Origin of the sequence: Stieleria neptunia, assembly GCF_007754155.1 — a bacterium.
GTDB classification, from domain to species: domain Bacteria; phylum Planctomycetota; class Planctomycetia; order Pirellulales; family Pirellulaceae; genus Stieleria; species Stieleria neptunia.
On sequence record NZ_CP037423.1, the window covers coordinates 846,224 to 868,112 of the forward strand.

The 21,889-nt window shown below is 58.4% G+C and carries 12 protein-coding genes; 7 read left to right on the top strand and 5 right to left on the bottom strand.

Features of this window, described 5'->3' with window-relative positions:
• Positions 1 to 251: 251 nt before the first annotated feature.
• Entirely contained in the window at positions 252 to 1,091 is an 840-nt protein-coding gene (locus tag Enr13x_RS03010) for a PhzF family phenazine biosynthesis protein (protein ID WP_145384627.1), read from the bottom strand.
• 235 nt (positions 1,092 to 1,326) lie between these two features.
• Between Enr13x_RS03010 and Enr13x_RS03015 the strand changes: the two genes are divergently transcribed.
• Positions 1,327 to 2,340: an alpha/beta hydrolase family protein gene (locus Enr13x_RS03015; RefSeq protein WP_315857000.1), complete on the top strand. Its 1,014-nt coding sequence runs from the start codon at positions 1,327 to 1,329 to the stop codon at positions 2,338 to 2,340.
• Between the two features lie 92 nt (positions 2,341 to 2,432).
• Here Enr13x_RS03015 and Enr13x_RS03020 read toward each other — a convergent pair whose 3' ends face one another.
• The gene (locus Enr13x_RS03020; protein ID WP_145384628.1) at positions 2,433 to 2,864 is read right to left on the bottom strand and encodes an SRPBCC family protein; all 432 of its coding nucleotides are present in this window, start codon (positions 2,862 to 2,864) and stop codon (positions 2,433 to 2,435) included.
• A gap of 124 nt (positions 2,865 to 2,988) precedes the next feature.
• Here Enr13x_RS03020 and Enr13x_RS03025 point away from each other — a divergent pair, with 124 nt between their 5' ends.
• The 4 genes from Enr13x_RS03025 (at position 2,989) to Enr13x_RS03040 (ending at position 9,156) form a co-directional block, all read left to right on the top strand.
• Entirely contained in the window at positions 2,989 to 4,299 is a 1,311-nt protein-coding gene (locus tag Enr13x_RS03025; protein WP_145384629.1) for a Gfo/Idh/MocA family protein, read from the top strand.
• Positions 4,296 to 5,222: a DUF6807 domain-containing protein gene (locus tag Enr13x_RS03030; RefSeq protein ID WP_145384630.1), complete on the top strand. Its 927-nt coding sequence runs from the start codon at positions 4,296 to 4,298 to the stop codon at positions 5,220 to 5,222. The genes Enr13x_RS03025 and Enr13x_RS03030 overlap by 4 nt, the downstream gene beginning before the upstream one ends.
• Before the next feature lie 5 nt (positions 5,223 to 5,227).
• Entirely contained in the window at positions 5,228 to 6,547 is a 1,320-nt protein-coding gene (locus Enr13x_RS03035) for a sulfatase-like hydrolase/transferase (RefSeq protein ID WP_197455742.1), read from the top strand.
• 83 nt (positions 6,548 to 6,630) lie between these two features.
• Positions 6,631 to 9,156 carry a CehA/McbA family metallohydrolase gene (locus Enr13x_RS03040; protein WP_145384632.1) on the top strand — a complete coding sequence of 842 codons (2,526 nt, stop codon included), beginning with the start codon at positions 6,631 to 6,633 and terminating at the stop codon, positions 9,154 to 9,156.
• Positions 9,157 to 9,266: 110 nt separating this feature from the next.
• Here the strand turns inward: Enr13x_RS03040 and Enr13x_RS03045 are convergent, their stop codons facing one another.
• Positions 9,267 to 11,285: a hypothetical protein gene (locus Enr13x_RS03045; protein ID WP_145384633.1), complete on the bottom strand. Its 2,019-nt coding sequence runs from the start codon at positions 11,283 to 11,285 to the stop codon at positions 9,267 to 9,269.
• A 145-nt stretch (positions 11,286 to 11,430) separates the two neighbouring features.
• Here Enr13x_RS03045 and Enr13x_RS03050 point away from each other — a divergent pair, with 145 nt between their 5' ends.
• Positions 11,431 to 13,647 carry a family 16 glycoside hydrolase gene (locus Enr13x_RS03050; RefSeq protein ID WP_231744062.1) on the top strand — a complete coding sequence of 739 codons (2,217 nt, stop codon included), beginning with the start codon at positions 11,431 to 11,433 and terminating at the stop codon, positions 13,645 to 13,647.
• A gap of 245 nt (positions 13,648 to 13,892) precedes the next feature.
• On the top strand, positions 13,893 to 15,125 hold the full coding sequence (locus tag Enr13x_RS03055; RefSeq protein WP_145384634.1) for a sialidase family protein: 1,233 nt from the start codon (positions 13,893 to 13,895) through the stop codon (positions 15,123 to 15,125).
• Between the two features lie 216 nt (positions 15,126 to 15,341).
• Here the strand turns inward: Enr13x_RS03055 and Enr13x_RS03060 are convergent, their stop codons facing one another.
• Together Enr13x_RS03060 and Enr13x_RS03065 are read right to left on the bottom strand one after the other, a co-directional pair.
• Positions 15,342 to 17,705 (bottom strand): TonB-dependent receptor domain-containing protein, encoded by a 2,364-nt coding sequence (locus tag Enr13x_RS03060; protein WP_145384635.1) that lies wholly within the window; start codon positions 17,703 to 17,705, stop codon positions 15,342 to 15,344.
• A gap of 454 nt (positions 17,706 to 18,159) precedes the next feature.
• Positions 18,160 to 21,645, bottom strand: a complete 3,486-nt coding sequence (locus Enr13x_RS03065) for a serine/threonine-protein kinase (RefSeq protein ID WP_145384636.1) — start codon at positions 21,643 to 21,645, stop codon at positions 18,160 to 18,162.
• Between the last annotated feature and the right edge of the window lie 244 nt (positions 21,646 to 21,889).

A 21,889-nucleotide genomic window follows, 5' to 3' on the forward strand; every position in this document is an offset into this window, starting at 1 on the left:
CGAGCCTGCGTTTGTCGAGCGGAAAAGGGGTCAGGTACCAAAAACCAAATGGCCCGCAGGGTGTTTCGCATTTTTGGTACCTGACCCCTTTTCCGCGGTACCCTATGAATAAAAGTTGACGAAGCACTAGGGTTGTGCGAAACCCGTACAGCCGCTCCAACAAATGGTCGCCTCGATGGAAACGTTTATTCAGGAAAACCAACTCTTTGTCGGCATGGCGATTGGGACTGAGAGCGTTTAAAGGACCGTGATCAGCGATGATCATCCGAGGCATCGATCAAGAACCTCGCTTCCATCATCGTCACCGCTTGCCCCGACAACTGCACCCGGTCACCGATGACTTGGGTGTGCACCAGACCACCACGCCGTGAAGCCTGGTATCCGGTCAGCGATGAGCGGCCGAGACGCTGAGACCAATACGGCGCCAAGCAACAATGGGCCGACCCCGTCACCGGGTCTTCGTTGATCCCGAACCGTGGCGCAAAGAAGCGGGACACGAAGTCGACGCCTGCCGTGGACGATGCGGCCGTGATGATGACGCCGCGGGTTTCAATCTTTGCGAGTCTGCCGAAATCCGGGCACACGCTGCGCAGCGTCTGCTCGGATTCGACGACGGCGAACACGTCTTCGTTGGATTTCGCGACGTGATTGACGGCAACCCCCAACGCGTCCTGAAGATCGGCAATCGTCGCCGGATCAACCGCGCCGGACGGTGGCGTGACCGGGAAATCCATCGTGATCGACGGCCCCTCGCACTGGCAACTCAGACAGCCACTTCGCGTTTGAAACAGAATCGGTCGCGAAGGATCCACACGCTTCTGTTCGATCAACGTGTGCGCCGCTCCGAGCGTCGCGTGGCCACATAAATCCACCTCGACCGCCGGCGTGAACCAGCGCAAGTGGAACTTATTGGGCCGGCCGGTGGGGACAACAAACGCCGTTTCGGATAGATTCATTTCTACCGCGACCTGCTGCATCCACTCCGAATCGCGGGGGGATTCCAGCAAACAGATTGCCGCGGGGTTTCCGGAAAATGGACGCGTGGCAAAGGCGTCGACTTGCCAAATCGGAACGCCATCATTGGGGGGCATCAGCAGATCGGTCCCATCGTGAAGAAAGAAAGGTCAGCAAATCTCGACCGCCGTTGTTGAAAATCATCGGATTCGTGTGCCAAGCTGACGGACTCGGGATCGAATGACGAAAATCTGCTACCAGTGAATCGTACTTCGATCGACATAGATTGAGGCGTTGTGTGCCGTGTAGGTGATCAAGATTCTCGGTGCCAAAACGTAGTTTGATTGATTTTTTACCAAGGGGATCAGAGCAATGCCACTCGTCCAGACGCAGCATTCGATCGGGCCGCAGTCGCGGCGTGTCATCGCAGCCCACCTGATCATGACCGGGCTGCTGTCGTGTTTGGTGATCCCGTCGGGCCTGATGGCGCAGTCGCCTTCGCTCATCAAGCCGATTGATTTTGAACCGCGTGATCCGAAACGAGACCGCGAGGTGCCCGTGCGCGTCTATTTGCCAGCCGGCGCGACGGCCCGGCCGGTCGTCTTGTTCTCTCACGGGCTGGGCGGTTCTCGTGAAGGCAACCCGTACCTGGGGCAGCATTGGGCGGGCGCGGGGTTCGTCGCGGTGTTCATCCAGCACGCCGGCAGTGACCGTGACGTGATGAAAAACGTTCCGCTCCGCGAGCGGTTCAATGCACTCAAAAACGCGGCCAGTTACAAAAGTGCGCGCGACCGACTGGAGGACGTGTCCTTCGTGATCGATCAACTGGAACAATGGAATCAACGCGACGACCACCCGCTGTTCGGCAAGCTTGACCTGGAACACATCGGCATGAGCGGCCATAGCTTCGGTGCGGTCACCACGCTCGGCGTTGCCGGCCAACAGTCCTTTTTCGGACGGAGAATCGAAGAACCACGCATCGATGCGTTTTTGGCGATGAGCCCCCAGCCGGGTAAGGGCCCGCCGCCGGAAAAAGCGTTCGCCCCGCTGAAACGTCCCCTGCTGTGCATGACGGGAACCCAAGACGACAGCCCGATCGACCCCACGTTCACGCCGGAGTCACGTCAGCTGGTTTACAAGGCCTTGCCCGAGGGGGACAAGTACCATCTGGTCTTCCAAGACGGGAACCATTACACGTTCTCCGATGCCCGCGGCCTGCGTCGTCGCGATCGCAATCCGAAACATCACCCAGCGATTCAAAAGATCAGTGTCAAGTTTTGGCAGGCTTATCTGTTGGACGACGCAGATGCCAAAGGCTGGCTTCAATCCGACGCCGCCCATACCGACGGCACGCTCGACCCGCCAGATGTGTGGCAATGGAAGTAGGCAACGAGCGGAAAAGGAGTGGGAGAGGCTTCCAGGCTCGTCGCTGCCGAAATGACCGGCTGGAAGCCTATCCCACTGACGTTAGCTCCACGCTACGCGGCGGTAAAGTGGTCTCGCAACGCTTCCAGTAAGGCCGCATAGATGGGGTTGCAAAAATCCGCGACCAATTGTGGATCGTCCGCCGTGTACTCGGACATCCATTGGGCAAACGTGGTGTTGTCGGACGTCACGGGCAACAATTGAATTTGACCGAGGTAGTTGGAGACCGACGACTGCGACACCGGCTCGGGCCCGTCGTCGATCGAATACTGCATGCTGTAGTTGGCGTCATCCAAGTCCAACAGCGTTTCTTCGAAAGCGCCGTTGAGCACCCGTTTGGCTCCCACGCAATCACCCGGCAGGCCGCCGACCGCTTTCACGCTGGTAATAAACGGACGCCCCCAGTCCAAACGGTGGAAATTGCGGATCTCGTTCCAAACGTCATCGATCGCCGCGGGAACGATCACCGAATTGTAGCAGGACATCGTTGATCCCAATTTGATAATGTGTTGCGTGTGTTCGCGACGCGAACGCCAACTCAATCATATAGAATGCGGGGCGTCTGATGTGCCCCGCTGTGAATGAACTTGGCGAACCACAAGATTTCAAATGCAATCCCTGACACGTCGCAAACTGATCGTACGTGGATCCGCCGTCGGTTTATCCGCACTGTCTTACGCCAATGTCGCGCGAGCCGCGTCGGACAGGGGCCTACCCCGAATCGGGTTCATTGGATGTGGCGGCCGTTCGAAAAGTTTGTTGCAAGGCTTTTCCGGTGAGGCCACGGTGACATGGGCTTGCGACCCCGATCAGCAGCATGCCGCAGCCTTCCAGAAGTTGTCCGGTGCGAAACACGTCACCGATGACTTGCGACGGATTCTGGACGATCGATCCGTTGATGCGGTGGTGGTCGCCACCCCAGATCACTGGCACGCCCCGGCTTCGATCATGGCTTGCGACGCGGGAAAACACGTCTACGTCGAAAAACCTTGCAGCCACAACTTCCGCGAAGGCCAGTTGCTGGTCCGAGCGGCACGGCGTAACAACGTGGTCGTTCAGCACGGAACACAAAGCCGCACCCATCCGTTGGTGGTCCGTGCGATCAACATGCTTCGAGACGGAGTGATCGGCGACGTGCTGGTTGGCAAGGCCTGGAACATCCAACGACGACGAAACATCGGACATGCCAAACCCTCCGCACCGCCGAGCCATGTCGACTACGACACCTGGGTCGGCCCCGCGGAATTCCTGCCGTTTCAATCCAATCGATTCCATTACGACTGGCACTGGTGGCACAACTTCGGAACCGGCGACATCGGTAACGATGGGACGCACGAACTCGACATCGCACGATGGGGCTTGGGAGTCGAAGGGTTGCCGAGAAAGGCATCAGCGATCGGCGGCAAGTTCTACTTCGACGACGATCAACAATTCCCCGATACCGCGACCTGTGTGTTCCAGTGGCCGGGCGATAGAAAGCCGCAGTCCAACAAGCAACTGATCTTCGAAATGCGGATCTGGTCCAAGAACATGCCGCACAACTGCGACACGGGGATCGAGTTCTATGGAACCAAGGGAATGTTGTTTGTCAGCAAACGCGGAAAGTTGGCCGTCTGGGATGATTCCAACCAACCGATCGCGATCCCAGCATCAACAGGCAGTTCGACACTACCGAAGAATCATCAAGCCGATTTCCTGCAGGCCTTCACCGAGAACCGACGGCCTGCAGCCGAAATCGAAATCGGTCACGATTCTTGCAGTTTGGTCCACTTAGCCAACATCAGCGTCACGGTCGGACGATCCTTAAGCATCGACCCCGAAACGCAAACGATCCACGGTGACCTCGAGGCCAATGCGATGCTTGGACGCAAGTATCGGGCGGGAGGTCATTGGTCCGTCCCTCCCGGAAAAGACCTATGAATCCACGTATCAAGTTGACGATCGCAGCATGGCTTTGCTTCTCTGCAGCAGTCGAGGCACAGCGACCCGAGCTGACGTTCCGAGAGGGCGACGGCCGCGTCGTCATCGAAGTGAACGGCGAAGCGATCGCACATTATGTCTATCGCGATGATGCCATCCCGCGTCCGTACTTTGCCCACGTCAAAACGCCCGGTGGAATTCAGGTCACGCGGCATCATCCGCCCCAATCCGGCGATCGCAGCGACCACGCCACCATGCACCCGGGGATCTGGTTGGCCTTCGGCGATCTCGGCGGCGAGGACTTTTGGCGCAACAAGGCGTCGGTCCGACACGTGGACTTCCTTCAAGAACCCGCGTCCGAACGCAACATGGGTTCGTTCATCGAGAAGAAACAATACACCGGTTCCGACGGCAGAATCGTCTGCGACGAAGAATTCCGGTTCGCCGTACTCGCCAAACCCGAGGCCATCTTATTTGTTGTGGAATCCATTTTCAGTGGCACCCAGCCGTTCTCGTTTGGCGATCAAGAAGAAATGGGTCTGGGGGTTCGCGTGGCAACGCCGGTCACTGAAGTCGCAGGCGGCAACCTGACAGATGCCGAAGGCCGTGCCGGTGCAAAAACCATTTGGGGCAACGCCGCGGCCTGGTGTGATTACAGTGGTGTCATTGATGGCCAGCGTGTGGGGGTCACGGTCATGAGTCACCCGACGAACTTTCGCGAAACCTGGTGGCACGCCCGCGATTATGGATTGATCACCGCCAATCCCTTCGGCCGTGCGGCGATGAAACAAGGTGCGGCCAGCCGGATTGTGGTTCAGCCCGGCGAAACGTTTCGGCTGCGGTTCGCCGTGTACGTCCACTCCGGCGCGGAGGACGATGCGATTGCCAAGGCTTATGGTGACTACGCTAAACTGGGACAATGATCACAATGAAACACGTGCTCGCGTCCGTCTTCGCCGTGGTGCTGCTCGCACCGTTGATGTTGCCCTCCAGCGTCTGGGCATCGAAGCCAAACATTCTATTGATCATGGCCGATGACGTCGGCTGCGATGCGATCGGTTGTTATGGCGGCCAAAGTCATCCGACTCCGCACATCGACGCGCTCGCCCAAGGCGGCATGAAATTCAATCATGCCTACTCGATGCCGGTCTGCCACCCCTCGCGGGTTTGCCTGATGACCGGACGCTACCCGTTTCGCTTCGGAGCCGAAGGGATGAAGTGGGGCGATTTCCCCGACGCCGCCGAGGGGATCTCGATCGGTGACCGCATGAAACAGGCCGGCTACGCAACCGCCGTCGCCGGCAAGTGGCAGCTGTGCATGATGAAAAATGATCTCCAACACCCGCGACGGGTCGGTTTCGATTCTTGGTGTCTGTTCGGTTGGCACGAAGGCGGTCGCTACAACGATCCGTTGATCTATACAAACGGCCAACTCCGCGATGACACACGCGGCAAATATGGCCCGGATCTGTATGTCGAATTTCTCATCGACTTCATGCGTCAGAGCCGACAGGATGGCAAGCCGTTTTTTGCGTATTACCCGATGGCGTTGTGCCACGATGTCACCGACGATTTAAAGGGCCGGCAGGTCGCCTACTACAAAGACGGTCGCTGGATGACGTACGCGGAAATGATCGCGTCGATGGACGACATGGTCGGGCGTTTGGTCGCGGCGCTGGAACAAATGGAACTTCGCGAAGAAACGTTGATCCTGTTTACCACCGACAACGGAACTCCTGCGGCGAGCTATCTGTCGGTCGGCGCCGATGGCAAAATGGCTCGTCCCAAAGTGTTTTCGATCCGAAACGGCGAGGTGGTTCCCGGCGGCAAGGGAAAACACGACGACACGGGAACACGGGTTCCGTTGATCGCCAATTGGCCCGGCCGGATCGACGCCGGCACCCAGGCCGACCAGATGGTCGATTTGACCGATTACCTGCCCACGGTCGCCGAAATTGCGGGCTTGGGCGATGAAGATGTCTTTCGCGACGGAATCAGCTTCGCGCCACTGCTGTTCGGTGACACAAGGAAACGCCAGCGAGACTGGATCTACAGTGAGCACCGCGGGAAACGATCGATTCGCTCGCCGCAGTTCCGACTCTACGACGACGGACGTTTCTTCGATCTGGTCACGGACCCCCAAGAACAACAAGCACTTGCGATCGACGAACTGCCCGACGAAGCCAAACAAGAACACGCCCGATTGCAGCGTCGATTGAACGAACTGAAAACACGGGCTGCCCGCTAGGCTTCTCAAATCTGAAATCTTCGACCTTAGATCCTGAGCCCGTCCCCACGCTCGTGCCTCCCCCCCCTCCCTGCCAACCCGCCATGCAACCTCCACGCTCGCGCCGCTCCATCCCTTGTGTCTTCGCGTTCCTCTGGCTCTCCGCCGCGCTTGCCACCGCTGCCGAAATCCGCGTCATTTATCCCGAGTTGGAACCGGACATCGATGGCAAAGAAGTCGACTGGATCTATGGCGATTATCTGATGAAAAACGATCAGATCTCGGTCACGATCGCCGCCCCGATCGCGACGCGGGATGCCAATTTGACCATTCGCGGGATCGGCGCTTCGATTCTCGATCTGACCTTGAACGATCCCTCCAACGACCAACTGAGTGCCTTCATTCCCACGGCAGGCCGGTATCAATTCCATGACCCGAGCCAAGTGCAAACCGGTCGCGAGGGCGACGCGGTGTTCTGGCAGTGCCGTTCGTCCAAATCGCTCGCCGGTGATGGAACCACCGCGACCGTGCGGTATCGCTTGATGGACGGGAACGCGTTCGTCGAGACCACGGTTTGGATCGAGGGTGATGCCGCGGAAGCGGTCAAAGCGTATGACGGCGTCCGCGCCGATCGCACCTTTACACAGGAACAATCCGGCAGCGTCGCGTATTGCACCGATTCATTTTTTCGGCAAACGATCGGATTCAAAAGCCCCAGGGGCACCGAACCGCCGCGTTGGAAAAACGGTCGGCCCGCGGAGCTGCATTACAGCGACCAGCACGTGCAGCGCGACGACGGGGTGACGACCTGGACGGTCTTGCTGTATCCGGCGACCAGCCCGATCGACTTGCTGGCCGTCGCGGAAGGGTCGCATCGCTCGCCGGCAATGCACACCTTTGAGGTGCCGTTAGAGATCCCCGGTGGCGATCACCAAGCCGCCGTCAGGCGTGCCAAAATCTCGCTGCGATCAAAGACGGATTCTGAGGGCAAAGTATCTCCACCCTTTACGCTACAAACCGATGACCAGGGAATCGCCCACGCCAGGTTGGTTCCCGGTGAGTACCTCGTCGGATACACGGCGATCGGAAACGCGCCTTTCATACTGGTCGTCAAATCGAGTGACCAACCCCAAACGATTCGGCTGGGAACATCCTCACCGAGCGGATTCACTGCAACCGTGACCGACGGCGATGGAAATCCGATCCCGGCCAAAGCGACGATCTACGCGGAAAACGGAGGCCACCCGGACTTCGGACCGGACAGTACCCGGACCTTTGTCAAGAATTGCGTGTATGCCGTGCATGGCCAAATGCATTGCCCGCTCGATCCTGGCAACTACGAAATCCATTTCAGCCGCGGACCGGAATATGACCGCGTCATCAAGCAGGTCCAGGTCGTCGAAGAAAAGATCACCGAGATTTCCATCCAGCTCGACCGTGTGGTCGATACCCGCGGTTGGGTCAGTACGGAGCTGCACAGCCACAGCAGCCCATCGGGCGACAACACGTCCGACCAGTACGGACGCGTCGAAAACCTGCTCTGCGAACACCTGGAATTCGCCCCCTGCACCGAACACAATCGCATCAGCAGCTACACGCCGCATCTGAAGCAAATGCAGCGTTCGCGCCTGATGGCGACGTGCACGGGAATGGAATTGACCGGCAATCCGTTGCCCGCGAACCATCAAAATTCGTTCCCGCTGCACCACCATCCACACACTCAAAACGGAGGCGGTCCGCGGGTCGACCCGAACCCGGTCGTCCAGATCGAACGGCTGGCGATGTGGGACGGTGGTTCGGACAAACTGGTCCAGATGAACCATCCCAATTTGCACCAAATCTATGGTGACTTAGACGTCGACGGAACGCCCGACAAGGGATTCCGGGGGATGCTCAAGTGGATGGATGTCATCGAAGTCCATCCGCTGGAAACGATTTTTCAAGACGTTGCCAGCAAACCGCCGAACGTCCGGGAGATGCGAATCCCGCTGTTCCAATGGATGCAACTGCTCAACCAAGGCTACCGCATTCCGGGTGTCGTCAACACCGACGCGCACTACAACCACCATGGCAGCGGCTGGCTGAGAAATTGGTTCGCCAGCAGCACTGATGATCCGGCGGAGATTTCCACCGACGAAATGATTCGTCAAGCCGAAGCGGGGCACATCGTCATGTCGACCGGCCCGTTCCTGTCGGTCGTCGGCACGTCAAGTTCCAGCGAGACGCTGGCGATTCCCGGCGACGACCTCTCGGCCAGCGACGGTCGGGTGACCGTCCGGGTGAGTGTCCAATGCCCGAACTGGTTGGACGTCAATCGCGTTGCCATTTTCATCAATGGACGCCGCAGTGAGGAACACGACTACACGCGCAAGAATTCTCCCGAGTTGTTCGCGGATTCCGACAGCGTTGCCAAATTCGATTCGACGATCACCGTCCAACTGGATGCAGACGCACACCTGATCGTGGCAACGATCGGCGAAGGCATGACGATGGAAAAGGTCATGGGTGAGCAATACGGCAAGCGCCCGCCGATCGCCGTCAGCAACCCGATCTTCGTCGACGTCGACGGAAACGGGTTCCAGCCAAACGGCGACGAACTCGGTTTGCCGCTGCCGAAGTCACCGCAGTAAGCATCAAGCGGAAAATAACCGTCGGATCTTTTGAAGTGGGATAGGCTTCCAGGCTCGTCATTTCAGCATCGACAGGCTGGAAGCCTATCCCACTCATCTGCCGATCGTCGCTAATTCATGCCGCCGAAGCCGCCACTCCCGATCGGCTTCGTCGCTCGGATCAGGGTGTCGAGATCAAAGTCATAGTCGTCTTGATGAAGTGTGGTGATGTCGCCAAACGCGCCACCGTCGTCGATTTGGTTGGTGCCGGTGCTGTAGACGACAAAGCCGGTTTCGGTCGGCCGATCGATCAGGGGGGTGTCGCTGAACGGATCGATCGGAACAGACGGCAAAAATTCTGGCACAAGTTCATCGATGCCGGTGGGCAACCGTTGGTGTTTTGCGTCAAACAATCGGGCGGCAAATTCCACCATCAGCATTCGCAGCGTCGCATCGCGTCGGTGGATCGCATCCTCGGTCGCGTCAATCGACGGCGATACCAAAGTCGTCGTCTCGGACGGACTTTGCCCAGACAAGTGAGCCGGCGCGTACATCGCCAATCGGTATTGCCAATTCATTTCGCGGTCCATCACCAAATCGCTTCGTCGTTTGATCGATTCGAGTGACTCCCGCTCGCCATCGATCGCAATCAAGACGGGCAACAATTCCGCGAGCTTTTCGACACTCAGATCGTTGCGGATCCGCACCAAGCCTTCCTGGCCGATGCCTTCGGTCGCGATGCCGGTCAACGCGTAGGAAACATCGCTTCCGCGCCCGAGTCCATGTCCGACAGAGATGCAATCGAGCCACGAGTCGCTGGCGTCAGAAAATTGCCCTGCCTTGACCTTTGCCCTGGCTTCTTTATCCATGCAGCGTGCCCAGGACCGAAAAACATTCAGCTTCTGTCCGAGACCCGTGAAATCGGCATCGACGGCAAATGGATCGGGCGCACGAAATGTCTGACGAGCCGTCCGCCGAATCGATGCGTACGCCTCGGCAATCTTGTTCGCACGTTCTGTCCGACCGTCGTTGGCAAATTCTTGCAGCGTCTGTTCCTTCGGATTCAGCATCGCCAACTCAGCCATCTTCGTCTCCAGCCGTTCATAGACTGTTACGTCACCGGCGATCGGATCGGGCTGAGCCAGTGGCCGGGCCATTTGAACGGCGATCGGAAACAGACAAACGGCATACAACGTCAACAAAGTCCATGATGCGATGGTCGCCAACCGCCGTGTCGAACACTCCGTCGGCGAGTCAAGCTGTCGATACCGCAACCAGCCGGCCGTCGCGACGCACAACGTCGTCATCAGAAGTGCGGCCGCGTAAGTCCAGATCATGACGTGATAGGGCGACCCCGGCAGAAAACTCAGGGCACTGGCTTGCATCAACCACTTTCCGCCGACCGCCCCGAACTGGAACGCGAGCCCCAGGACGATCGAAAAGACAACCATCGCGACAAATCGCCAGCGTAAGCGAACGGCCGTAAACAGGGCTGCGATCGAGACGGTGGCCAAGGTCATCATGCCGGCGGCAGAAAGCATTGATGACCATTGTGAAACGGGATCGCGTTGCTGAGCCAACATGTTGATCAGGAACAAAATCGCGAGCAACACGATCGCCGACATCGCGTCAGAAAGGCGATACGATTGACCGACCGAATCGCACCGGGTCACGACGATGGGTCCCAGCCGGAACGAATCGCCAAACAACATCGCTACAATTTGAATCGTGAAATAGACCGGCAAAAAGACCAGCAACGTCTCCAGAGAGCCCATGTTCCAATAGACGCGGACCGCCCATCCGACAACGGCCGCAGCCACGACCAAACCGGCCAACGCCCCGGACCAAAATGTCAGCCGTCGCCAGATCGGAGGTGCGGTGCGTGAATGACGTCGACCCACTTGATCGCGCCGGCCAAGGAAACGTAGCAGACCGAGCAACACAACCGAGCTGCATCCGGCCAAGCTAAAGAACACGATCGGCTGGTAGGCATGCAGCGGCAGCAGCAGCCCCAGCGCGGCGACGCCGATGGCCGACCGAATCAACCAGCGGCCCCGTCCCAACGCCACCCACATCGAGAGCAGACTGAACAGGATTCCGGCCAGCCCCATCGCCTCAGCGGAACATCGGAAATCGGGAAACGTGTGCATGGAATGGCGGCGCGGTGGTGGGAGTCACCCTACCAGGATAACAAATCCTGGATTTCACGGACCAAGCACACTCCCTCCACTCGAAACGATTAGAATCTTACCTCCCCCATGTCCCCACCGTGCCCGCCTTATGGGAGCATTCGCCATGACGCGACATCTCGCAATCTTTATTTCTCTCGTTCTCTTGCCATTGCTGGGCGGAATCGCACCCGCGGTGGCTCAGGACAAAACGTTTCAAACGCTTTTCGACGGCAGCAGCCTGGACGGCTGGAAACACAGCGGGAACTGGGTCATCGAAGACGGGGTGATCACGCGAACCGGCAAGGGCGGATCGCTGGTCTACAACGCCGCCAAAGTCCCCGACGATTTCGAACTGCGCTTTGAATGGAAGGTCGCCGCGGGCAGCAACAGCGGCGTCTACTATCGTCCCGGCCAATACGAATACCAGATTCTGGATAATTCGAAACATAGGGATGGCAAGAACCCGCGCACCAGCGCCGCCTCGTTGTACTTCTGCATGCAACCGTCGGCCGACAAAACACGTCCGGTGGGCCAGTGGAACGAAGCCCGCGTTGTCTGCAAGGGTTCCGTCATCCAACATTGGCTTAACGGCACAAAGGTCATCGACTTTGATTACAACGATCCCAAATGGGCCTTCAACGTCGACATGCTGAAACAGCGCGGCGGTGACGTGGCCAGCCGTGGCGGACAACTGAGTCTGCAAGATCACGGTGATCCGGTCTGGTACCGCAACATCCGCATCCGCAGCATCCCCGCGGGTGAAGACATCGGACACAGCGAAGTCACGCCCGAAACAATTGCCCCGGACGTCCTCAAAGCCGAAGCCGAGAAACTGGCCGGCATCGTCGCGCGGCGAACTGCCGCTCAAAAGAAAGCGGCAGCGAACAAAGCGGCTCAATCAAAGACCAAGAATCGCCCCAACATTTTGTTCATCTTGGCCGACGATCAATCGCCCTTTGATTTGCAGATCTACAACAAGCGATCCAAACTGGAAACACCCCACTTGGATCGATTGGCCGCCGACGGCATCGTCTTGGATAACGCCCACCACATGGGGTCCTGGTCCGGTGCGGTGTGCACGCCGTCGCGTCACATGATCATGAGCGGTCGCAGTGTCTGGCACCTGCCCAATCGTGGACGGAACAAACAAAACCCCAACGCCGACAACGCGGCACTGGTGCCGCCCGATCTGCCCAATCACACGATGGCTGCCGTATTTAATCGCGCGGGCTACGACACGATGCGAACATGCAAACGAGGCAACAGCTACGACGCGGCCAACCAGCTGTTTACGATCGTTCACGAAGCGACCAAACGCGGCGGAACGCATGAAACCGGCAGCGCCTGGCACGCCGATCGCGTCCTGGATTACCTCGGCCAGCGTGAAGCGTCAAACGACACCGATCCGTTCTTGATCTACTTCGGTTTTTCGCATCCCCACGACACGCGTGACGGAACATCAGAACTGAACGCGAAATATGGCGCCGTCAATCACAAAGACAAAGATTCGCTGCCGCCGGCCAACCCCAAACAACCCCAACTGCCGGTCAACTACTTGCCCGAACACCCGTTTCATCACGGTCATCCGGGCTTACGCGACGAAGAAAAAGTCAGCGGAGTCTGGACGCGGCGCGACGAACGAACGATTCGAAACGAGCTGGGACGCGAATTCGCTTGCGGTGAAAATATCGATGACCAGATCGGTCGCGTGCTCGACAAACTCGAAAAGCTCGGCGAACTCGACAACACCTACATCTTCTACACCGCCGACCACGGCATGGCGATCGGTCGCCACGGTTTGCAAGGAAAACAAAACCTTTACGAACACACCTGGCGTGTTCCGTTCATCGCAAGCGGGCCCGGGATTCCGCAGGGGATTCGGGCGCCCGGAAACATCTACTTGATGGATGTCCTGGCAACGATCTGCGACTTGACCGGCATCGATGCCCCCGAAACGAACGAAGGGATCAGTTTTGCCCCCGTCTTGTTCGGCAAGCAGCAAGTCGTCCGCGACACATTGTTCGGCGTCTATTGTGGCGGTACCAAGCCGGGCATGCGATGCGTCAAACAGGGCGATTGGAAGCTGATCAAGTACGATGTCTTGGACGGCAAGGTCCGCGAGACACAGCTGTTCAATCTGGCCGATAATCCGCACGAGTTTCTGGGACAACATCACGACGCATCGCTCAATGCCCTGGTCGGCACGACGCCCACGCCCGGCCAGGTCAACTTGGCCGACGACCCGAAGTACAAGGGTCAACGGATCAAGATGGAAAAACTGTTGCTCGATGAGATGCGTCGCCTGGACGACCCCTACCGTCTCTGGGATCAGCCGCAATAGGTTGCCCGGCCGCATGCTCCAGACCTCACCCTGCCGCGATGGAGGTCGTGCAATTCAAGTCACCCTCCTGGCAGGAGGGTCGACCGCAGCGAGGGGAGGTCGAGCGGTGAATCTTGGATCGACCGGTAGGGCATGCTGTGCATGCCTTTGAGCCTGTGTATGCCCACGAGTGCCCTAACCAGGAAGAAACGACATCAATTTCCCAAACACCAACACGCCCGAACGAACGAATTCAACCATCCAACATGAACAACCACATCGATTCAAAACCCTACTTGATCCCTCTGCTGTTGATCGCGGGCAGTTTCCTTGCGAAACCCGCGGTCGCCGAGCAGCCCGCGTTGACCGACACCGGTTTTCCGGTCGCCAGTGTGTTTGTCGGCGGCCAAGACGGTTACAAAATCTATCGCATCCCGGCGGTCATTCGTGCGGCCAACGATGACCTGCTGGCGTTTTGCGAAGCACGCCAGGGCGGCGATGCCAGCGAGATCGATCTGGTGATGAAACGTTCCGCCGACGGCGGTAAGACGTGGAGCCCGCTGCAGGTCGTCCAAAAGAACAGTGACTTTCGCGATCTGGTCGCCGAGGACGTGAATGAAATCACGATCGGCAATCCCGCCCCCGTCGTCGACCTGCTTGACCCGGACCATCCGGGACGCATTTGGATGCCGTTTACGCTCGAGAACGATCGCGTGTTCGTGATTTCCAGCGATGACCACGGCGCAAGTTGGTCCCCGCGGCGGGAGATCACCCAGGACGTCAAGAAAGAAGCTTGGGGCTGGTACGCGACCGGCCCGGTGCATTCGATTCAAATCCGGCGCGGCCCCCATCGCGGACGATTGGTCATCCCGACGGACCATCGGCTCGGGGAAGACGGTCGGGACGGCGGCGATTTGGGGGCTCACGTGGTGATCAGCGACGATCACGGGCAGACGTGGCGACTGGGCGCGGTCGACGAAACCTACAAAGACGGGATCGGCGCGAACGAAACCACCGTGGTCGAACTTGCCGACGGGACACTCTACTTCAACACCCGCAACCAACTCGGCGGAAAACCGGGCACACGAGCCGAAGCATGGAGCCGCGACGGCGGTGATACCTTTGACTCGCGCGATCCACAGTGGAAAGCCTTTCGCCCATCGCCCGCGGTACTCGATCCGCCCGTCGTGCAATGTTCCCTGCTTGCAGCCTCCGACAACCTGATCGTGTTCTCAGGCCCCGACCAAAACGGCCCCAGCGGCCCGGGACGCAGCGACTTGCGTCTTCGCTATTCGACCGACCAAGCCCGATCGTGGCAGGACGGACCACTGATTCACACCGGCCCCGCCGCCTACAGCGACCTGGTGTTGATCAACGACGACGCGGTCGGCGTCTTGTTCGAAAACGGTGATGCGTCAGGAAAAAGTGCCTACCAACGCATCAGCTTCGCCCGGGTCAGCATGACAAAGATTCGAGCTGCCAGTGGAAACGGGCGGTAGCCTCGCTGGACAGCGCCATATTGAAATGAAATTGGCGTATTTTGTGCTGTCACCTCTCCCTCGGCGATGTCGTGCAGTTTTCAAGTCGTTGACAACAAAGGGTTTTTATCACTCTCCCCCTGGGGGAGTCGAGCGTCAGCGAGGAGAGGGTTTTCCTTGGGGCTCGGGCCTTGCCCATCAAGGTTGTCGTCATCGCAAGCTGGAAGCTTACGCCACTTAGTAGGTCAGGTCGGCACCGACGTAGAAGTTGATTCCGGGTTGGTACACCGACACACCCGTCAGCGAGCGAAAATCGAGATGCTCGCGGAAGGTCTTGTCGGTGAAGTTTTCGATGCCGAACGCGAGCAACAGGTTATCATTGAAACGGGGACGGTACGTTCCACGAACATCGTAAACGGTGAAGCCGGGCGTTGCGTTTTCGAGCAAGCTTGTCGCGACGCGATCCTGGTCATCAACAATCCGAGCCGCCAGTTCGACGTTCCAGTTCGGATCGGCTGTCGCATCCCGCAACCGAAAGCCGATGCGAGTTTCCAAGGGCGAAATGCCCGGCAACGGTTCGGAATCTCCTCCCGTGATGCCACTGAAAAAACCGCGTGCTAAACCGGGGACCTTGGTCGACGCGGAGCCCTGTGCGCCGTTGGTCGTTGCAAAGTCGCCGTTTCGTGTGCGATCCCGTCCGTCGACATATCGCATCGTCACAAACGGGCTCAAGCGTTCTTGGGGAAGCAATTCCAGGAACGACTCGAAACCAGCCAACGTCGCAAGGCTCGTATTGACGTATCGCAAGCTGACCTGCTGGACGTCGCCGCTAGGCGGGCCGGCCGTGACTTGCGTGTTTTCAAAGGTGATGTAATCGAATGCCCAGCCATAGAACCCGCGCGTTCCGCAGCGCAGGTAGTCGCCATCGAAGTCAAGGCTCAAATCTGCCTGCAGCATTTTCTCTTGCTTCAGGGTCGGATCCCCCGTGACATTGTTCAGGCCGTTCTGCAACAGCAACAGAAAGGGCTGGGCGGCATAGAGTTCTGTCAACGTCGGCGCACGTTGTCCGAATCCCAGCGAGGCAGACGTCGTCAAGGCTTCATTGTGTTCTCGCGTCAACGAGCCATACAGGCTCCACATCACCCGATCCGTCTGCGAAATCGACGTTCCTACGATTTCTTCGTAGGAAGCGGGGAACGCGTCGAGCCCGACTTCGCGAAGTCCAGCGGGATCGGCCGTGATATCGGTCTGGACGTAGTCGACACGGGCACCGGCCTTGAACGTGTAGCAATCCAGTAGCCGCTCGTTGTACTCGGCAAACAGACCCGGGTTGGCGGCGAACGACTTGGGGATCGGCGAGTTGCGATCCGTCACGGGGAACGGAAATCCGAGGGTGACCGCATCCGAAATCTCATTCAGTTCTTGTTTCACGAAACGAAGGTCGTGACCCACCGTCCAACTGACGTCGTCGCCTGCTTCGCCCCAAGTCCGACCGCGTCGATAACCGGTGGACATCGAATCCACATCCGTGAAACCGATGTATCGAATTCGATTGAGAAAGGGGAATTGCGGACGTTTGGCGATGTTCTGTGCGTTGCCTTCGAAACGCGTGCGGTTGTACCAGACTTCGGTCTCAACCCGATCACCGATCTCAGGATTCGCATCGATGTAGGCGACCTCGTATCCATCGGTCACCAGGTAATCGATGTCGAACACATAGCCTGGAAATTCGACATCCGTCTGGTCCAGACGCAGCAACGAGAACTCGATGGATCGGTCGTCACCTAAATCGCGTCCCAGCGCGACGGTAAACTCCCGCGATTCATAGCTCGACGGAACACTGCTTCCGTCGCCGTCTTCGTAATCGCTGCCGTAACGATGCGAATAATTGCCGCGCATTCCCCAATCTTCACCGCCGGCCCACAGGCTTTGCTGGGCGAGCCACTGATTGCCGTTGCTTTGGTGATCAAAACTCGTCTGTCCGTGGAGTTCATTCCCGCCGGCAAAACGAGGCGATTGAAGCAATTCGAAATCAACGAAATGAAACCCGGGACCGTACACGCTGCTGTATGGCCCGGGGATGATGATCACGTCGTTGACCAGCCGTGAATCGATCTTGCTGAGCGCCGTGTCCAGATCTTCTCGCGCCGGCACCCAGTGTGATCCCGATGCCGCCAGTGCCCCGACGCGAGAGCTGCGCACACGGGTATCGTTCACAATCGGTGTCCGCCGCTGAGTCTTCACGCTCAGCCCGCCAGGCGATTTCCGCAGCAGACTGCCGAGATCCGTTGAAACCACCGACGATGCTTCCCGACCACGCACGATATCTGTACTGAAACTCGCGACACCCAGACGCGCTTGTCGCAAGACGCTGCGATCCAGGCTGGAACGACCAAAAAGTTGAGTCGTCAGGCTGGTCGCCGGATCGGTCTGCGCCACAGGTTCCTGAACCGAGACAACAGGTGTTCCGAACGGCGTCGGCTGCAACATCGTCGTCTGGCGAAGTGGAGACGTTTCACGGCGAAACCGATCCGCTTCCCGATCCAGATCATCGTTCGGAATGGCGAAACGAATCGCGTCAGCCGACGGAGCTTCGCCCACGTTGTCTGGCCCGAGCTCTCGGCCGGAAAGGAAACGCTGTGAAGCATTTTTTAGCGGTAGGGCGCGAGCCCTCCGGTGTTTTGGTAACGATGGTGAACCGGAGGGCTTGCGCCCTGCCGCTAAAACCTCGTCAAACACAGGGGAAAAATGCTTCACAGTGTTGTCGGAAAGGGTCGCCGACACCCCCGGATTCTCATCCGGATCCGACGCCACACGCGACGGGAGTTCGGTGACTTCTAAGAATTCTTGGGCGCAGACCGCATGCCCCGACGCAAACAAACCGATCCAAGTTGACGCGAGGATGCCCGTGCATAGGATTCGGCGGCAAGAAATCGACACGGTATCTTCTCAAAGGGCACAGCGGGATTGCCTGCACTCACAGGCCAGCACTGTCCCTTAATCGGCCATCTTCGCCCCCCCGGCAAAATCAATGCGACCGATCGTCAAAGTCCGCCTAGTCTTCCATCCCCGCACGTACGATCTGCCGCAGTCGAAGGATCTCTGGTTCAAACGGTTGATGTTCCATTCGCCACGTCTCTGCATCGTCGAAAGCTTGCTTCGCTTTGTCCGTGTTGCCGGCCAGTTGTTCAGCCATCGCGAGCACGTAAAGATCTCGATCCACCCAGTGTCCGCGGAGCGTCTTGCATCTCTGCAGCGATTTGATCGCTGCATCGGCTTCTCCCTCAAGCGCGGCCGCCAAGGCAAGCGTCGTGAGATACCGCGGGTTTTCCGGAGCGAGTTTCACGGCCTGTTTGGCATAGCGGCGCGCCTCAGCAGGATCAGTGATGGAATCCGTGGGGCATGTCGCCAGCAACCACGCCAGACTGTCGGCATCGCTCGCAGTCCCTTCACCATCGATGCCGATCCAAAGGTCTCGGGCGATTCCGAACTGTGACTCGGCGTCGAGATCATTTTGATCGGCGAGCATCAAACCGGCACGATAATGTGTATGGGCAAGTGCATTGACGAGCCTGGGAACCTCGCCTTGAATCCCGATCAGCGACTCCAGCCTCTTGATCGCTTCGTCGAACTTTTGCCTCGAAAGCTCCGTTTGATCCAGCCGCTGATAGGCTTGAGCCAAATGGCTTTGAGCGATCGCCAGTTGTTCGAACAAGCGTATCACTTCGTCGTCGGATGTCGCCGACTGGCTGAGTAGCAACAGGATATCTTGCGCAGTTCTCAACGCGTCGCCGGGATCTTCGTGCAAGTCCAAAAAGACCTGGCCCCGAGCGTCCTGGCAACTGGCCAACGCCTCGAGGATTCGCGACGACTGGCCGTAGGTGGTGACCAACTCGTCAAGCAACGTGAACGCTTCGGTCAACGTCAATTCGGCTTCCCGATTGCTCGCAGCTTCATGCTGGGCCAGTCCCAGGGCGGTCTGTGCGATGGCCAGGTTCAGAGCGTAACGGGGTAGATCGGGAAGCGAATTTCGCAGCGCCCGATAGAAGTCGATCGCCTGTGACAACGATTCAAACATGGCCGCGTCCAGGCCGCGGGTGCGAAAACTTGCGGCTTTGGAAACGTAGACCGACGCGAGCGCATTGAGATAATTGGGATGATCGGGTTGGGCGTCGACAAGTTGCTGCAATGCGTCCGCGCTTTGGTCAAAGAAAACCATCGCCTGATCGTGATCGCCCGCATCGCGATAGACCTGACCGAGCAGATCCCGTGCCGTGGCCCGACCGAGCTGGGTCGTTTCATCGGCTGCATCGCCAAGAAGGTCGTATTGGTCCAATCCATCGGTGAGGTACTCGATGGCACGCTCCGAATCCAGGCCAACGAACAACTTCCCGGCATTCACATACGCCGTCGCCAACAATCGTCTCGGCAATCGGTTTGACAACGGATCTTGGTTGGGATCGATGAGCCCGACCAGTTGCTCGATCGCCGCCTGAAACTGTTGCTCGGCTTCGGGTATTTTCTTTTGCTCGGCATAAGCGTTGCCGATTCGGATTCGCACGTTGGCGTGTTCCGATTGAAATGGCACGGAGAGATTGTCGTCGTCTGGGGCGTCGCGGAAAATCTGCATCGCGGCGGCGTAGTGCTTTTCCGCCGCTTGGAAATCTTGCTGCATCAGCGTCAGATCGCCAACCCTGACGATCGCCCGCCCGCGTTCGAGCGTCAGTTGGGGGTCGCGGCTTTCGCGTTGTGCCAGACGCTCGTAGTCTTCAACGGCGCGCTCGAGCAATCGCTTCCGCACCGCACTTGTCCCGGGAAAAAATTCTAGCGCATCGGTACTTTGCACCAGCCACGTATCGATCGCATTTCTCGATTCGCGGTAACGTTCAACCGCATCCTGTTTGAACTCGACGGCGTCGACCTTGGCCAAGCGTTCTTGTTCCTTGGCAAGCTGTTCTTGTTTGCGGGCTTGATTCACCAGCAGCCCCGCGACGACGGAGATGGCGGTGATCATCAGCAACGCCATGGCCCCCGAGATCGTCCAGCTACGGTAACGGCGAATCAGTCGACCAGCGCGGTCAAGTACGTTTTCGTGGGGCACGTGGGCCAACACGGCTTCATCGTTCAGCCAACGATCAATGTCATCGGCCAACGCAATCGCCGTCGTGTAACGTTGTGACGGATCCATCGCCATCGACTTGTGACAGATCGATGCGAGCGCAGCGGGTGCCGACTTCGTCACATCACGCACGGATCGCGTCTTTCCCTGGCGAACGTTGACGATGATGTCGACCGACGTCCTGCCGTCGATCGGATTTTCCCCCGTGACCAAATGGAACAACACGGCGCCCAAGCTGTAGATATCCGTCCGGCCGTCCAAATGATCGATTTTCCCGTAGGCTTGTTCGGGGCTCATGTACATCGGCGTCCCGACGACGGTGCCGTGGACCGTTTTCGACGATCCACTCCCTTGCACGTCGATTTTTGTCGGCTGGTCGTACTCCTCAACGGACGCGTGCTGGGGATCAAACAACTTGGCCAATCCCCAGTCGACGACCAGGGTTTCACCGTAGTCACCCAGCATGACATTGGCGGGCTTGATGTCGCGGTGGATCACGCCGTGTTCGTGCGCGAAATGAATCGCGTTGCAGGTTTCGATCAGTCGCCTCAACAGGGACCGAAACTCACGGGAAAAGAAGCTCGCGCTCGTCGGCGGTTGGTGGCGCTTGTGAAACTCACGAATCAGTTCGCGAAACGAACGGCCGTGAATGAACCGCATCGCATAATACGGTTGTTCGTCGCTGTACCGACCGAGGCCGTAAACCGGAACGATCCCGGGATGCTCGAGCGCCCCCGTCACCTCCGCTTCGAAGATGAATTTCTCCTGATAGCGGAGTTTATCGGAGTGTTCGGGAAGGATTTCTTTGAGGGCAACGACGCGGTTGAGTTCTTGGTCGCGGGCACGGAACACCGCGCCTAAGCCGCCGCGCGCGTGCATTTCAGTCGGACGGTACCGCGTGTTGGGATCATTGGCGTGTTTCGGGGCGGCTTTCCCGGTCCCACCATTTCCGGAGCGAATCGTGGAGGATCCGCGCTGACCACCTGTCCCCGCGACGGCCTTTGTCGGCCCCTCGCCTTCCGTCGGAGTGTTCGCCCCGAGAGGGTCGGTGGTCAATTCGGGATCAAACGTCTCCAGCGGGTCCACGGTCAAGAGCGGGTCAGCCGGCGGATGCTGAACATCGATTTCCGCGACGCCGTCGATCGTTGCCTCGGACTTGGAATGGAAGGCACGAAACCCTGCGTCGACCGCATCGACCAAATCGGGGAACCGGTTTTTGTAGTGGTCCTGATCGGGTCCAGAGGATTCTTGATGCCGCCGCCAGAGTTCGACCTGCAACAATTCCGTCAGCAGTTCGGCACGCAGAGCGGCTGGCACTCGATCAAGAAATTCCTCCAGCTGTGGTCGTCGATCAGATGCCCAGTGGGATTCGAATTCATCGCAGATGGAATCGATCGAATATTGCTTCGAAGAATCTGTCATGTCAAAAGTGGAGTAAGCTTCCAGCTTGCTAGGAGGATCCCATTTGTACCGCCCGCGTTGGCGATTATACGCGGCGATGTGATTGGGAGTAATCAAGATGTGGCGTAAGCTTCCAGCTTGCGATCCTCCAGTACGATGGCCCTTCCGGGCCGTCGTCTGCACGTCTCTCCACGACGACCTAGAAAGGACGTCGTACAATGATTCGCCAACCACATCTCACTCGAACGGCGAGATCGTCTGTAAT